We start from the raw sequence: 15,805 nt of genomic DNA, 5'->3' as shown, positions 1-15,805 counted from the left end.
GGAAAACGGTCGAGGCTCCGGCGGTTCGCCCTTGGCATTCCACCAGCGCCTGCATAATCCACAACGCTGCCGGAGGGGAATTTATTCCCGCGGCTGCATCAACGGAATTGAAGCGACTGATACAAGCAATTCATTTGAATGGCGGCGGCGATACGATAAGAATTGTGTAGTTACACGGAGAGCCCCTCATGTCCGACGCTTCGGCAACCGCCCGGCCTGCCTCCAGCCTGCCCTGGCTGATCATCATCTGCGGCTGCCTGATCGCGGCCCTGACGTTCGGTCCGCGCTCCGCCATGGGTTTCTTCCAACTGCCTATGCTCGCCGAAAAAGGCTGGGACCGCACCACGTTCGGCTTGGCCATGGCCATCCAGAACCTGTTCTGGGGCCTCGGATTGCCGTTCTTCGGCGCCATCGCCGACCGCTACGGGACATGGCGTGTGCTGGCGCTCGCCGGCGTCATCTATGCCCTCGGGCTATTCCTGATGGCCACCGCGACGACGCCGACCATGCTGCATATCGGCGGCGGCGTGCTGGTCGGCCTCGGTGTCGCCGCCGGCGGCTTCGGCATCGTGCTTGCCGCTTTCGCCCGCCATGTGCCGGCGGAGCGGCGCAGCTTCGTCTTCGGCATCGGCACCGCGGCGGGATCGGCAGGCATGTTCATCTTCGCACCGATCAGCCAGGGGCTGATTACCGCCTATGGCTGGTCGGACTCGCTGATCATCATGGCAGTTGCGATGCTGGTCATCCCGCTGCTTGCCATACCGCTCGCCGGCAACTCCAAGTCAGGCACGGTCTCGCGGGCCGAGGTCGACCAATCCGTCGGCCAGGCGCTGCGCGAAGCCCTCGGCCACCAGAGCTTCCTGCTCCTCACCTCAGGCTTTTTCGTCTGCGGCTTTCAGGTGGCCTTCATCACCGCGCATTTCCCGGCCTATATCGGCGATATCGGCATCGACGCCCGCTACGCGGTGATTGCGCTGGCGCTGGTCGGATTCTTCAACATCATCGGCTCGCTGGCATCGGGTGTCATCGGCCAGCGCTATTCGAAGCCGATCTTCCTGGCATGGATCTATATCGGCCGCTCGATTGTCATCACGGCGTTCCTGCTGTTCCCGCAGACGCCGACCACTGTCATCCTGTTCGCCATCGCCATGGGTCTGCTCTGGCTTTCGACGGTGCCGCCGACCAATTCGCTGGTCGCCATCATGTTCGGCACCCGGCATCTCGGCATGCTCGGCGGCGTCGTCTTCCTGTCGCACCAGATCGGCTCGTTCCTCGGCGTCTGGCTCGGCGGCTATCTCTACGACCAGTTCGGCTCCTATGACGGCGTCTGGTGGCTCGGCGTCGCGCTCGGCCTGTTTGCCGCCGTGGTGCATTGGCCGATCGCCGAGCGGCCCGTCGAACGCCCGGCGCTGGCGCCTGCCGAATAGGCTTATTTGGCAGCCGCCGCCGTCAGCATGCGCTGGTAGAACAGGCCGATGCCAATCAGCACCGCGCCGAGGCCGATGAACGACAGCGCGCGCAGGACGCCCTCCAGCTCGGACATGTCGAACAGGAAGACTTTCGCCACGGCGACGACGACCAGCGCCGCCGAAGCGATGCGCACCACCCGCGAATTCAGTTTCAGCCCGGCGACCAGCAGCAGCACGCCCATCGCCAGCCACAGCGCCGAATAGGAATAGGTCTCGACCTGGTCCATGCCCTTCCACAGTCCGATGAACTCGTCGTGGAAGAGCCGCCGCACCGACAGCGTCGCATACACGAAGGCGAGCACGGCGGCCACCGTCGCCAGCAGCGCGACGTACCAGTCCGGCCGCTTGCCGCGTGCATAGAACGCCAGTCCGGCCATTGCCGCTCCGGGCAACAGATAGGCCAGCAGCAACAGGTTGAAGAAGACGATGGTGCCGGTCGATTCGTTGGTGAACAGCGGGTTTAGCACCACGAAATGCTGCAGGGCGATGAAAGCAACCGACAGGACGCCAATACCGATCGATCCGTAGCGGAACACCGGGCTCGGCGAACGTGCATCGAGCGCGATCAGGATGGCGCTGCCGCCGATGGCGATCAAAGTGTAGATAGCCTGCTCGGCAAGCGTCGGCGCGCCATCGTCGATGACGCCGCCATTCATCGCGTGGCGCACCAGCATCGCGACACTGAGCAGGCAAAACAGCGCCGCCACCGCCTCCATGACCAGCCGCGGCCGGCCATTGGTGGTGCGCGCAAGCTGCCAGGCGGCGAAGCCGAAGGCGAGCGCCGGAATGCCGTATCCGGGCAGCAGCCAGTTGAACACCGGCGTTGTCTGCAGGAACTCCCAGCCGACGATGGTCGGATCGAAAATCACACGCGAAAGTGTCGCCGCAGCCGCGCCGACACTCATCCAACCGAGGATCGGATAGCTGCGATAACGCGTCGCCAGTGCCGGCAGTACGGCGGCCAGTCCGATCAGAATCGTCGTCATGCCGGCGCCGAATGCCATCAGGACTGTCAGCATCAGCGCGAGGCCAGAGCCCACCAGCAGCAAGGAAACGGCGAGATCGCCTTTCAGCGGCGGATTTTCGGCACGCGCCACCCATTCACCGCCCGCCACGAGCAGGAGCGTCACCACCAGCCCGGCAAAGGCATAGCCGAAATCACGGTCGATGTTGCCGAACGCGAGCCAGGTGGCGGCGAGGATCACCAAGGACACGAGTGCCGCCCAGCCGGCCCACGAACCGGCCCGGTAGCGGCTACCGGCCACGAACTTCCGTGCCATCCACAGGCCGGCGGCAAGGAACACGGCGCCGATGGCGATGCCCAACGGCACGAAATTCACCGAAGCGGCGGAAACCGACATCCCATCGATCGAGACCTCGCCGCCCAGCAGGTCAACATCGAAATCTCCACCGAAGGCCGACTGGATGTAGATGAGGATGGTGGCGATACCGGAAGCATAAAGTAACGGGATGGCGCCGTAACGATAGACGGCAACCAGCACCAGCGCGATCAGCAGTATCGCCGACAGCCAGGTTCCTCCGGCGGCCGACATCAGCGGATCGACGCCGAGGCCGAGCGCTGCGATACCGATCAGCACGGCCGGCACGATCGACGGTTTGTCGACACCTGCCCAAACCCCCGCCGCGTCGGTGCGGGCCGCATCGCCGCGCAGCCAGACGAATGTCAGCACGGCGAGCGTGACTGCATTGATGAACGCGACGGCCTTCAGGTCGGCGAGCGGCGCGGCGATCATGTAGGTCAGGCACCAGAGCCCCGTGCCCGCGAAAGCCGCCGCCATCAGCAGCGGCCAGTTGCGCTGGCGTGCGATAACCGCGGTCGCGGCAAGGATGACGGCAAGGAAGCCGAACAGTGACCACGGGCTCGGCGAATTCGAGGCGACCAGCACCGGAGTCAGGAACGAACCGAGCAGGCCGAGGCCGGCAAGTGCCTGTCCATGCACCAGCGACGCGGCGATTGTCGCCAGGCCGATGATCGCCAGGAAGATAAAGGCCGGTGCCGGGCCGATGAAGCCATAGATGCCGTGCGCGGCGTAGACGGTGCCAAACAGCGTGAAGGCGCCGGCCGCGGTCAGGATGCCGGGCACATAGGCACCCTGCATGCCTTCCACCGGCACCTTGAAGCCGGTGCGGCGGATGAATTCGCCGCCGCCGGCAAGCAGCAGGCCGAGCAATGCGGCCATGGTCAATCTCACGCCCGGACCGAAAATGCCGGCCTCGATCGAATAGCGGACGAGGAAAATGCCGCCCAACGCAAGCGCCAGCCCACCGACCCATACCGCCCAGCGGGTGCCGAGCGCGGTCTCGATATCCGGCTTCCGGACCGGCTTCTCTTCGGTGGATGGAGCCGCGTCGACGCTTTGGGTCCACGGGCCTTCCGCCGCCGGCTCCGCCTGCGTGTCGGCGGCGATCGGCGTGACTTCGACACGCTCGTCGGCTTCCGGCTCTGCGGTAACGGCATCCCCGGTGTCCGCCACCTTGGGCATCGTGGCGCCGATCGGCGCGGCTTCGCGCTCGGATGCCTCGGCATTCGCGACGGCTGACGCTGACGTTGCGGCGCCGGACAGCACAAAGCTGCGCAATGCGCCAAGCTCGCGCTCGATCAGGCCGAGCCTGCTCTGCTGGCGCGCCACCACCACGATCAACCCGATGATCGCGACAAGACCGATCAGACTTTCGAACATGGCGGTCCCCTATCCAGCCGGTAGCAATATGTGCCTGCGAAATCAGCGCCCTGCAAGATCGGCTACGGCAAGATCAACACCCTCGCTCAGGCGGCGGTCTCTCCGTTGAAAGGGGATTTGTCCGCGAGCGCCTTGCGAAGCGCGCCGAGGAAACCCGATCGCGCTTCGGGTTCGGCCAGCCCGCGGGGTTCGTAGACATGACGCATGAAGAAGAACCCAGTCAGCCTGAACGCATCCTCGATGTCGGCAGGCGCGGCGCGAATGGCGGCGCCGCGATGCAGGAATTCCGGTAGCGCCAGCATCTTGTCGCGCCACGGCGCGCCGGCGGCTCGCGACACGGCGCGGCCGGACTTTGGCGAAACGTAAGCCAGATCGTCGCGCACGCCGGTGGCGGCGCATTCGGTCAGGTCGAGCCCGAAGCCCAGTTCGTCGAGGACCAGCAGTTCGAAGCGCACCACCAGTTCGGCGGCGGCGACCGGGTCATCCAGATGGTCCAGCAACAGCAGCAGCGTCTCGAACAGGCGATCATGCGGATCGCGCTCCGGCAGGAGACGCAGATGCGCGGCGAGCGTCTGCAGGCCGTAGACGGCGACGGCACTGTCGAAGAGCCGGGCCGCGTTGAGTTCCAGCGGCTCGGCCTGGAAGATGCCCAGATGTTCGTCGAGCCGTGCCCGCCACAGAAGCTCGACGCGGTTGCCGGCCTGCAGGACCGGCTGCAGCTTGCGCGAACGGCCACCGCGCACCAGTCCCAGATGGCGGCCGTGCGCGCGCGTCATCACCTCGAGTATGGCGCTGGTTTCGCCATGCTTGCGGGTGCCGAGAATGATTCCCTCGTCGCGCCATTCCATCGGCCAAGCCTTTCACGGCTTCCGTGGGGAAATCAAGAAAAAGCGCGAGCGGCCGGCACCCGCCAGCCCGCATTGCGTAAGGTTGACCAGGCTATCCGCTGTTCCCGGGCGACGCGGCCAGCATGACGGCATGGATCGCCGCGATCGACATCACGCCTATGGAATGATGGGGTGGGTCCCCTTCAACAGGGACACGAGCTGGGCCTGATGATGGGTACCGGTCTTGGTGAAGATGCGGTCCAGATAGGTGCGCGCCGTGCTGTACGTGATGCTGGAATTGGCCGCCACGGCCTTCAGGCTGTGCCCGGCCGTCAACGCCGCGGCCAACCGCGCCTCGGCTGGCGTGAGGTCGAAAAGGCCCGTGAGGATGTCGGGCGACGGCACCAGGTTGCTGGGTCTCAGGGCCGTTGCCGCGACAAGCACGTCAGCGCCGGAGAAAAGCTCGTGCGCCAGGCGGCGAAGCGGGATGAGATGCAGGATCATCGCGTCGCGGCCGGGGCTCGGCGATATGGGAATGGAGCGAACCGTCGCGCGATCACCGCCGTTCTGATGGGTGACTGCCTGCTGGAACAATCTGTTCGCCTCGGGGTCGGTGATCGCCAGCCCGCCGAACGCCGCCGGCAGGAATGTGGAGGTGAGCGTGTCGAGCAGCGTGTTGGTCGCAAGAACGCGTCCTGAAGCTGTCATTACCGCGGCCGGCAGGCCGATCGCAGCGAGCGCCGCCGTCGTGGCATGCGCGCGTTCCAGACGCAGGCGCGCACCGATCAGGCCTGCCCGCGCCAGGTGCGGTCGCATGTGATTGAGATGGTAGAGATCCTGCTTCGAGGGGCGGTCGTTGATAAGCCAGCGCTCCATTGCGAACAGGAGGACCTCACCAGTGGGCAGCGGAATGAAAGAGCCGACCTCTCCGCCGATCCCGAGAGGCAACACCCGGTCGAGCCGCATGCGGTTGCTCTCCAGCGCCTCCTTCGGGAAATAGTCGGCATCGTAGATGAACGCCGGCGGTGGTGGCAGCGCCTGCAGAAGCTGGACGACCCTGCTGTGCTTGAAGCCGCCTTCCAGCGCTATTTCGTCGAGGACGGGACGGATCAGGTCGGTCGAAATGAACTTCGCTTCGAGCCGGTCATCGAACAGAAGGATGCCGCCCGCGGCGGAGTTGGACAGGTCGCTCAACCTCTGGAGGACATCAGACCACAATTCGGGAACGAAAGCGGCTTCGTAGATACGGTCGACTAGGTCTTCGGCCATTCAATCGGTTGCCTGCGCACGCTTTCAACCGAAACCTATCGCGTGATAATGTTATGTCAATCCGGGTCGAACCGGATGGCATGGGCAAAATATCCAAATTCTACAAATGGATAGACGCCGGCTTACAACTCGCCGTCCCTGCGGCTCGATCATCAGCCGGGGCTTCAGCACAACGCTCTCATGCCAGCGAGCGTACCCCTAGCTTGGGAATTCCAGCCCCATTTCGCGATAGCGTTCCGGGTCGTTGCCCCAGTTCTCGCGTACTTTGACGAACAGGAAGAGATGCACCTTCTGTTCGAGGATACCGGCGATTTCGGCACGCGAAGCCTGGCCGATCGAGCGGATCGTCTCGCCCTTGTGGCCGAGCACGATCTTCTTCTGGCTGTCGCGCTCGACATAGATGACCTGCTCGATGCGCACCGAGCCGTCCTTCTTCTCTTCCCATTTCTCGGTCTCGATATGGGAGGAATACGGTAATTCCTGATGCAGCCTGAGATAGAGCTTCTCGCGGGTGATCTCGGCGGCGAGCTGGCGCATCGGCAGGTCGGAAATCTGGTCCTCGGGATAATACCAGGGACCGGCCGGCAGCGCTTCGGCGAGATAGTCCAGCAGGTCCTTGCAGCCCGATCCGGTCAGCGCCGAGATCATGAAGGTGCGCTGGAAGGCAACGCGCTCGTTTGCCGCCTTTGCCAGTTCAAGCAGGCTTTCGGGCGGCACCCGGTCGACCTTGTTCAGAATCAGCACCATCGGCTGGCGAACATCCTTGAGGCGTTCCAGGATCGCATCGGCATCGCCCTTGATGCCGCGCTCGGCGTCGATCAAAAGCAGCACGATATCGGCATCTTTCGCGCCGCCCCAGGCGGTGGTCACCATTGCCGTGTCCAACCGGCGTTTCGGCTTGAAGATGCCCGGCGTGTCGACAAAGACAATCTGCGCATTGTTGTGGGTGGCAATGCCGCGCACGATGGCGCGCGTCGTCTGCACCTTGTGGGTGACGATTGACACCTTCGCGCCGACGAGTTGGTTGACCAGCGTCGACTTGCCGGCGTTCGGCGCTCCGATCAGGGCGACAAATCCCGACCGCGTGGGAGTCGCGGCCTGTTCGGTTTCGCTCATCGTGCGTCCTCTTCTTTCTTGCTCCAGACGCCCTCGCGCAGCAGCACGGCCATGGCGGCGGCCTGTTCAGCCTCACGTTTGGAACGACCCGTCCCCGACGCCGGTTCGAAACCGCCGACCTTGACGCTTATGGTGAAAACCGGATCGTGGTCAGGACCTTCGCGGCTTTCCAGCGCATAGACCGGCATCGCGCCAGCCGCCTGGTGTCCCCATTCCTGCAGTTCGGTCTTGGGATCGCGGCGCGCTTCCCGCAGCGCCTTCGAACGCGGTTCCCAATAGCGCAGGATGAATTGCCGGGCCGTTTCCACGCCGCCTTCGAGATAAAGTGCCGCAATCAGCGATTCCAGCGCGTCGGCGCGCAGATTTACCCGCTTGCGGCCTTCCATGGAACGGATTTCGCTGCCGGCGTGGATGAGCTGCGGCAGACCGACCTCGTCGGCGATCTCGGCCAGTGTCTCGGCATTCACCAGGGCGTTCAGCCGCAGCGAAAGCTCACCCTCCGGCGCCTCGGGAAAAGCGTTGAACAGAAGATCGGCAATAATCAGCCCAAGCACCCGGTCGCCGAGAAATTCCAGCCGCTCATAATCCGCCCCGGTGCTGCCGCGGGCACTGGCATGGGTCAGTGCCCGGCGCAGCCTTGCAAGGTCGCGAAACAGATGGCCGGTCGGCTCTTTCAGCGCTAGAGCCAGCGCCTCACCCGTCAGTTTGCGCGTCGCCATGGCATCGCAACGGCCTCAATGGACCGGGTTGAAGAAGCGTGACAGCCGGACCGAACCCCAGCGCCAGATCTCGAGCGGGCTGGCGCCGTCGGCAATCGAGAAGAAGATGATGTTGGCACGGCCGACAAGGTTCTCCTCCGGCACGAAACCGACGCCGCTCGGCGGCGCAAAACGGCTGTCGGTCGAGTTGTCGCGGTTGTCGCCCATCATGAAGTAATTGCCTTCCGGCACCACGAACTCCCGGGTGTTGTCGGCAATGCTGTTCGGATAGAGATCCAGCGTGTCGTAGGAAACGCCGTTGGGCAAGGTCTCCCGATAGACATCGATCGGCTTGTTTTCTTCGGTAATGTCCGGATTGTCGATCTGGCCGACCTTTTCACGCACCACCGGCTGATCATTGATGAAAAGCTGGCCGCTTTCCATCCTGATGCGGTCGCCGGGCAGGCCGATTACGCGCTTGATATAGTCCAGCGACGGATTGGGCGGAAACTTGAACACCGCGACATCGCCGCGCTCGGGCGGCGTATTCCAGATACGGCCCGAAAATATCGGCGGCGAGAACGGCAGCGAATGGCGCGAATAGCCGTAGGCCCACTTGGTCACGAAAAGATAGTCGCCCTCCAGCAGGGTCGGGCGCATCGAACCGGACGGAATCGAAAACGGCTGGAACAGCAGCGTGCGGATGACGAGAGCCAGGAGCAGGGCCTGAACGATGACGCTGACGGTCTCGCCCAGACCGCCGGATTTCTTTTCGGATTTTTCAGCCACGCTCATGTCGTCCTCAATTGTGCGTCGGGTTCTCTTAGCCAGTTGCGCCGGGCGGGGCAACGGAATTGGTCGAACGCGCAGCCCCAAGAACGCACGACTGTGGCGGTTATTCGACCGGAAGCGCTTCGATGATGACGAATGCCTGCGCCAGCGGGAAATCATCGGTGATCGTCAGATGGATCACCGCGCGATGACCGGCCGGCAGCAGCCTTTCGAGTTTCGCCGCCGCGCCGCCGGTCAGATGCATGGTCGGCTTGCCTGAGGGCAGGTTCACCACGCCCATGTCGCGCCAGTAGACGCCGTCGGAAATGCCGCTGCCCAGCGCCTTGGAGCACGCTTCCTTGGCGGCGAAGCGTTTCGCATAGGATGCGGCACGCCCCCTGCGCCGCTCCGAGCGGGCCTTTTCGATGTCGGTGTAGATCCGGGCGACGAAGCGCTCGCCGTGGCGTTCCAGCGACTTCTCGATCCGCCTTATGTCGATGAGGTCGCTGCCGATGCCGATGATCATGGAGCGGTCGAGCCGAGGGTTCCGGCTGGTGGCGGAGCGGCCCGGCGGCCGGATCTTTCAGCCATGCGCCTGCGCCGCTGCTCGCGGAAGGCGCTCATGGCAAAGCGGGTGACGGCGTAGAAGGCGACACCGAAGACCAGCCCGAGCGGTATGGCGCCGATTGTCATCGGCTTCAGGATAGGCCCCCACAACTGCGCGAACGAGAGGTCGTGCAGCATCGTGCCGAGGCCGGCCGGCGGACCCCGATCGGGCAATTGTTCGTGCAGGATCAGCTTGCCGGTTTCCCAGGAAGCGCCCCACAGCAGCGGAAAGGTAAGCGGGTTGCCGAGTGCGGTGCCGAGCACCGCGGCAACTAGGTTCCCGGCGATCAGCCACGAAACGATAGCCGCGATGATGAAATGGAAGCCGAGCGGGAAGAAGGAAGCGAACACGCCCGCGGCGACGCCGGCGGCCACCGCATGCGGTGTCGCCTTCAGGCGCAAGACACGTTTCGAGAAATACCGGAACGAGCGCGAAAACGAGCGGCGCGGCCACAGATAGGTGCGGACACGCTGCCAGATATTTTCGGGGATCCTGCGTCTGAACAGCATTCTGGGACTCTAGCGATTAACCCGTTCGATGGACAAGCATCATATGTTGCGGCTGCCCGGCTTCACCGCCGCCTGCTTCGCGAAAGACCGCCAAACTTCATCTGTTTTCATCAAACTTCCCAGAATTCGCAATTCAACCGGAAATCCGGTGTTTCGGAAATTGTCAGCCGTTCACGCGCCGCGCCTCGCTGACGCTCGAATTGTCCTTCAGTTGCGACAGCAGCCGGTTCAGATGTTTCAGGTCCCAGACCTCGAGGTCGATCAGCATCTCGGTGAAATCCGGTGCCGTGCGGATCATCGACAGCGTGTGGATGTTGGCGTCGTTGGATGCCACCACCTGGGCAATATCTGCCAGCGATCCGGGCGCATTGATGGCGGTCACCGAAATCCGCGCCGGAAAGCGTTCCTTGGTGTCCTCGTCGATATCCCAGCGCACGTCGATCCAGCGCTCCGGCTGGTCGTCGAAGGCGGTCAGCGACGGCGACTGGATCGGATAGATGGTGATGCCCGAACCCGGCTGCATGATGCCGACGATGCGGTCGCCCGGCACCGCGCCCTCCGGCGCAAAGCGCACCGGCAGATCGCCGCGCACGCCCTTGATGGGCACAGCGCCGTCGCGCTGCTGTTCCTTGGCCGCCTCCTTGGCTTCCTTTCTGGACTTGCGCGAAGAGGAGCGACCGGGAAGCTGGAACAGCATGCCGGCGGCGTTGCGCAGATTGAACCAGCCCTCCTCGCGTGCCTTCGGTGCCTGGGTGATGCGTTCGTCCTTGAAGTCGGGATAGACCGCCTTCATGACATCGGTCGACGCTAGTTCGCCGCGCCCCACGGAGGCCAATACGTCCTCGATGTCCTTGCGGGCCAGCCGATGCAGCACCGGCTTCAGACTTTCCTTGGAAAAGGTCTTGCCGCCGCGCTCGAACGTCCGCTCCAGGATGCGGATGCCGAGACCCGAATATTGCTTGCGAATGGCGTTCTTCGTCGCCCGCCTGATTGCCGAGCGCGCCTTGCCGGTGACCACAACCGATTCCCAGGCGGCGGGCGGAACCTGCGCCTTCGACGTGATGATCTCGACCTCGTCGCCATTCTTCAGTTCGGTCATCAGCGGCATGATGCGGCCGTTGACCTTGGCCCCGACGCAGGTGTCGCCGACGTCGGTGTGCACGGCATAGGCGAAGTCGATCGGCGTGGCGCCGCGCGGCAGCGCGATCAGCCGGCCCTTCGGCGTGAAGCAGAAGACCTGGTCCTGGAACAATTCCAATTTGGTGTTTTCGAGAAAATCCTCGGGATTGTCGCCTTCGGCAAGCGCCTCGATGGTTCGCCGCAGCCAGGCATAGGCGTTGGTGTCCTTGGAAATCGTGTGCGCGGCGCCGTTCGTCTTGCCGCCTGTGTCCTTGTAGATGGTGTGCGCGGCAACGCCGTATTCGGCGACCTTGTTCATCTCGCGCGTGCGTATCTGCAATTCGATGCGCTGGCGCGACGGCCCGACGATGGTGGTGTGGATCGACCGGTAGTCATTCTGCTTCGGCGTCGAGATGTAGTCCTTGAAGCGGCCGGGAACCATCGACCAGGTCGTGTGGATGGCGCCGAGTGCGCGATAGCAGTCCTCGAGCGTATCGACGACGACGCGGAAGCCGAAAATGTCGGAAAGCTGCTCGAAGGAGAGCGCCTTCGCCTCCATCTTGCGGAATACCGACCAGGGCTTCTTCTGGCGGCTCTTCACCACGGCATTCAGCTTGTATTTGGCGAAGAGTTCCGAGAGTGACTGCTCGATTTCACCGATGACGCCCCGGTTGCGCTCGAAGGTGTCGGCAAGGCGTGCCGTAACCGTGCGATAGGCTTCCGGGTTGATGTAGCGGAACGCGAGTTCCTCGAGTTCCTCGCGCATACCCTGCATGCCCATGCGGCCGGCCAGCGGCGCATAGATATCCATCGTCTCTTCGGCGATGCGCAGCCGCTTGGCCTCCGGCACATGGTCGAGCGTGCGCATGTTGTGCAGCCTGTCGGCGAGCTTGACCAAGAGCACGCGGACATCTTCGGAAATCGCCAGCAAAAGCTTGCGCAGGTTTTCCGCCTGCTCGGCCTTCTTGGAGACGAGGTCGAGCTTCTTCAGCTTGGTCAGGCCCTCGACCAGCTTGCCGAGGTCCGCCCCGAACAACTCGTCGATTTCCTGGCGGGTGGCTGTGGTATCCTCGATTGTATCGTGCAGGAGCGCGACCGCGATCGTCGCCTCGTCCATATGCATGTCGGTGAGGATCGCCGCCACTTCGAGCGGATGCGAAAAATACGGATCGCCCGAAGCACGCCGCTGATGGCCGTGCTTCTGCATCGCGTAGACATAGGCCTTGTTGAGCAGCGCCTCGTTGACGTCAGGCTTGTAGCGCTGGACGCGCTCGACAAGCTCATATTGACGCATCATGGGCGGGTTCCGGCAGATCCAAATGAAACATGCGCCGCATCGGCTGAGCGGCGCATGTCATAGATAGCCACGAAAGTGCCGCCACGGAAGTGGCAGCGGCACTTCACATGCTTAGTAATCGTCGCTTTTCTCTGGCGGAACAAGACCTTCGATGCCGGCGAGCAGGTCTTCCTCGGTCATCCGGTCGAAGGTGATGTTGTCCTCTTCGCCATCGGCGTCGGCCGAAACGGTCGTCGTGTCGGTCTGGTCGGCGATTTCCTGCGCGTCGGCTTCCGGTTCGTCGACTTCGACATGCTTCTGCAGCGAGTGGATCAGATCTTCCTTGAGGTCGCCCGGCGAGAGCGTCTCGTCGGCGATCTCGCGCAGCGCCACCACGGGATTCTTGTCGTTGTCGCGGTCGATGGTGATCATCGCGCCCTGCGAGATCTGGCGTGCGCGATGGCCGGCCAGCAGCACGAGTTCAAAGCGATTGTCGACCTTGTCGATGCAATCTTCAACGGTTACGCGGGCCATGGATGCCCCTTTCAAAACATTGGATGTCGGGAAACTGGCCGGGCCTTACACCGGATGGGCACGAAATTCAAGAGTTAAGCGTTCCGCCGGGATGCCGGATGCGGGCTTTACACTTGGTTCTGGTAGCGCTACCAATTTCGTGCGTGATGGCGGGAGGAGCCGGCAACCGCGCAATTTGCCGGCGCATTTCCCTCGAAGGGCGTCATACACATACCCATTCGGGAGGAAATCGATGGCGTCCGTCGGGATTCGCGATGTCTATAAATCCTTCGGATCCGTCGAGATTCTCCATGGCGTGAGCATCGACATCGTCGACGGCGAGTTCGTAACGCTGGTCGGGCCGTCCGGATGCGGAAAATCCACCCTGCTCAGGATGATCGCAGGCCTCGAGGGCATCTCGCGCGGCGAAATCGCCATCGGCGAGCGGGTGGTGAACAAGGTCGCGCCCAAGGAGCGCGACATCGCCATGGTGTTCCAGAACTACGCGCTCTATCCGCACATGACCGTCGCGGAGAACATGGCGTTTTCCCTGAAGTTGAAGAACGCACCCAAGGCCGAGAGCGAGGCGAGGGTCCAGCGTGCCGCCGAAATCCTCGGCCTCACGCCGCTTCTTTCGCGCTATCCGCGCCAGCTCTCCGGCGGCCAGCGCCAGCGCGTGGCCATGGGCCGCGCCATCGTGCGCGACCCGCAGGTTTTTCTCTTCGACGAGCCGCTGTCCAACCTCGACGCCAAGCTGCGCGTCCAGATGCGCGCCGAGATCAAGGAACTGCACCAGCGGCTGAAGACCACGACCATCTACGTCACCCACGACCAGATCGAAGCCATGACCATGGCCGACAAGATCGTGGTGATGCATGACGGCATCGTCGAACAGATCGGCAAGCCGCTCGACCTCTACGACCGGCCGGGCAATCTGTTTGTCGCCTCCTTCATCGGCTCTCCGGCGATGAACCAACTGCGCGGCGAGATCGGCGGCGATGGCGCACCCGCTTTCATCGGCGCCGGGGGCGTCTCTATTCCGCTGAAGGACGTGGCGGGCGCCGCCAAGGGCGCGCCGGTGGTGCTCGGCATCCGGCCCGAGCATCTAACACTCTCTGAAAAGGGTTTCGAGGTCACAGTCACGGTGGTCGAGCCCACCGGATCGGAAATCCAGATCATCGGGCGCACACAAGGCGGCGACGATATCGTCGCCAATTTCCGCGAACGGCATGCGTTTGAACCGGGCGAGACGATCCGCCTGTCGGTCGAGCCGCGCCTTGTCCATCTCTTTCACGGGGAGACGGGCAAGCGACTGGGAAGTTAATGCTGGGAAGAACGTAACGAACAAACAAACTGGACAGGAGGAAATGGCATGAAATTCACAAGACGCGACGTGATCCGCACGACGGCCGGAGTGGCTGCCGGCGCCATCGGAAGCCGGCTGATCGGCGCCCCCGCCTTCGCCCAGGATGCGCCGAAGTTCACGCCCGAGGACGGCGCCACACTGCGCGTGCTGCGCTGGTCGCCCTTCGTGCAAGGTGACGAGGACCAGTGGCTGGAGAACACAAAGCGCTTCACCGAAGCCACCGGTGTCCAGGTTCGCATCGACAAGGAAAGCTGGGAGGATATCCGCCCGAAGGCTGCCGTTGCCGCCAATGTCGGCTCCGGTCCCGATATCATGTGGGTGTGGTTCGACGACGCGCATCAGTATCCCGACAAGTTGCTCGACGTCACCGACCTCGCCGATTATCTCGGCGGCAAATATGGCGGCTGGTACGAAGGCGGCAAGGGTTATGCGACCCGCGACGGAAAGTTCATCGGCCTGCCGCTGGCGGCCATCGGCAATGCCATCGTCTACCGCGACAGCTGGGTCAAGGAAGCCGGCTTCTCCGAATTCCCGAAGGACACCGCGGGCTTCCTCGAGCTTTGCAAGGCAATGCAGAAGATCGGCCATCCCGCCGGCTTCACCCACGGTCACGGTGTCGGTGACGGCAACAATTACGCGCACTGGCTGCTGTGGAGCCATGGCGGCAAGATGGTCGACGAAAGCGGCAAGGTGGTCATCAACAGCCCCGAGACGCTGAAGGCCATCGAATACGCGCAGGAGCTCTACAAGACCTTCATCCCGGGCACCGAGAGCTGGCTCGACGTCAACAACAACCGCGCCTTCCTGGCCGGGGAACTCGGTGTCATCGCGAACGGCATCTCCGCCTACAACACCGCCAAGATCAACAAGGACAACGATCCGAAGCTGGCCGAGATCGCCAAGGACATCCGCACCACCAACCTGCCGATCGGGCCGGTCGGACAGTCGGTCGAACTGCACCAGACCACCACCGCCGTCATCTTCAACTACTCGCCGTATCCCAATGCGGCGAAGGCCTATCTGCAATTCATGTTCGAGCAGGAACAGATGAACGACTGGATCGAGAAATCGGCGGGATACTGTTGCCAGCCGCTGAAGGGCTTCGCCAACAATCCGATCTGGACGGCGGACCCGAACAACGCCGCCTATGCTCGGGCGTCGGAGACACTTCGCCCGAACGGCTATGCCGGCCCGCTCGGCTACGCGTCCGCCGCTACCATGGCCGACTACGTGCTGGTCGACATGTTCGCCAAGGCGGTCACCGGACAGGCGACGCCGCAGGAGGCGATGGAAGAAGCCGACAAGCGGGCGAACCGGTATTACCGGGTGTAGCTCCTTCTTCCTTCTCCCCGCTTGCAGGGAGAAGGTGTCACGAACTGACGGATGAGGGGCGGCGCTTGACTTCCAACGTTTGCGTCGCCCCTCACTGTCCTGCCGGACCTCTCTCCCCGTGAACGGGGAGAGAGACACTGTCGCCGCCGGTTTCACCAATCGTCGGCGCGGTTCAAATGGAAACGCCGGACCAGACATGGCTACTGAAACAGTCACAGCACCGCGATCCTC

13 protein-coding genes are annotated in these 15,805 nt (G+C 63.4%); 3 read left to right on the top strand and 10 right to left on the bottom strand.

Features of this window, described 5'->3' with window-relative positions; translation table 11 throughout:
• The first annotated feature begins 188 nt into the window (after positions 1-188).
• Positions 189-1,427 (top strand): MFS transporter, encoded by a 1,239-nt coding sequence (locus OHD58_RS09335; protein ID WP_263802943.1) that lies wholly within the window; start codon positions 189-191, stop codon positions 1,425-1,427.
• Between the two features lie 2 nt (positions 1,428-1,429).
• On the opposite strand, the gene OHD58_RS09330 is transcribed toward OHD58_RS09335, so the two are convergent.
• From OHD58_RS09330 to rpoZ, 10 genes are all read right to left on the bottom strand, one after another.
• Positions 1,430-4,171 (bottom strand): DUF2339 domain-containing protein, encoded by a 2,742-nt coding sequence (locus OHD58_RS09330; protein WP_263802942.1) that lies wholly within the window; start codon positions 4,169-4,171, stop codon positions 1,430-1,432.
• Between the two features lie 86 nt (positions 4,172-4,257).
• Complete coding sequence (gene recO, locus OHD58_RS09325) at positions 4,258-5,019, bottom strand: DNA repair protein RecO (protein WP_263802941.1); 762 nt, start codon at positions 5,017-5,019, stop codon at positions 4,258-4,260.
• A 156-nt stretch (positions 5,020-5,175) separates the two neighbouring features.
• The gene (locus OHD58_RS09320; RefSeq protein ID WP_263802940.1) at positions 5,176-6,267 is read right to left on the bottom strand and encodes a helix-turn-helix transcriptional regulator; all 1,092 of its coding nucleotides are present in this window, start codon (positions 6,265-6,267) and stop codon (positions 5,176-5,178) included.
• 198 nt (positions 6,268-6,465) lie between these two features.
• Complete coding sequence (gene era / locus OHD58_RS09315; RefSeq protein ID WP_263802939.1) at positions 6,466-7,383, bottom strand: GTPase Era; 918 nt, start codon at positions 7,381-7,383, stop codon at positions 6,466-6,468.
• Positions 7,380-8,102, bottom strand: a complete 723-nt coding sequence (gene rnc, locus OHD58_RS09310) for a ribonuclease III (protein ID WP_263802938.1) — start codon at positions 8,100-8,102, stop codon at positions 7,380-7,382. The genes era and rnc overlap by 4 nt, the downstream gene beginning before the upstream one ends.
• A 15-nt stretch (positions 8,103-8,117) precedes the next feature.
• The gene (gene lepB, locus OHD58_RS09305; RefSeq protein WP_263802937.1) at positions 8,118-8,876 is read right to left on the bottom strand and encodes a signal peptidase I; all 759 of its coding nucleotides are present in this window, start codon (positions 8,874-8,876) and stop codon (positions 8,118-8,120) included.
• A 100-nt stretch (positions 8,877-8,976) separates the two neighbouring features.
• The gene (acpS, locus tag OHD58_RS09300) at positions 8,977-9,378 is read right to left on the bottom strand and encodes a holo-ACP synthase (RefSeq protein WP_263802936.1); all 402 of its coding nucleotides are present in this window, start codon (positions 9,376-9,378) and stop codon (positions 8,977-8,979) included.
• The gene (locus tag OHD58_RS09295) at positions 9,375-9,968 is read right to left on the bottom strand and encodes a DUF2062 domain-containing protein (RefSeq protein WP_263802935.1); all 594 of its coding nucleotides are present in this window, start codon (positions 9,966-9,968) and stop codon (positions 9,375-9,377) included. The genes acpS and OHD58_RS09295 overlap by 4 nt, the downstream gene beginning before the upstream one ends.
• A gap of 163 nt (positions 9,969-10,131) precedes the next feature.
• A complete protein-coding gene (locus tag OHD58_RS09290) occupies positions 10,132-12,384 on the bottom strand; it encodes a RelA/SpoT family protein (RefSeq protein ID WP_263802934.1) in 2,253 nt (750 codons plus the stop codon).
• Positions 12,385-12,495: 111 nt separating this feature from the next.
• Positions 12,496-12,897, bottom strand: coding sequence for a DNA-directed RNA polymerase subunit omega (gene rpoZ, locus OHD58_RS09285; RefSeq protein WP_263802933.1), 402 nt, complete (start codon positions 12,895-12,897; stop codon positions 12,496-12,498).
• Positions 12,898-13,129: 232 nt separating this feature from the next.
• On the opposite strand from rpoZ, the gene OHD58_RS09280 reads away from it, so the two are divergent.
• Entirely contained in the window at positions 13,130-14,200 is a 1,071-nt protein-coding gene (locus OHD58_RS09280; protein ID WP_263802932.1) for an ABC transporter ATP-binding protein, read from the top strand.
• Between the two features lie 48 nt (positions 14,201-14,248).
• Entirely contained in the window at positions 14,249-15,574 is a 1,326-nt protein-coding gene (locus OHD58_RS09275; RefSeq protein ID WP_263802931.1) for an ABC transporter substrate-binding protein, read from the top strand.
• The last annotated feature ends 231 nt before the right edge of the window (positions 15,575-15,805 follow it).

The sequence above is a fragment of the Mesorhizobium sp. ZC-5 genome, from assembly GCF_025753855.1.
Taxonomy (GTDB): Bacteria; Pseudomonadota; Alphaproteobacteria; order Rhizobiales; family Rhizobiaceae; genus Neomesorhizobium.
This window is presented reverse-complemented; position numbering and strand designations above follow the sequence as displayed.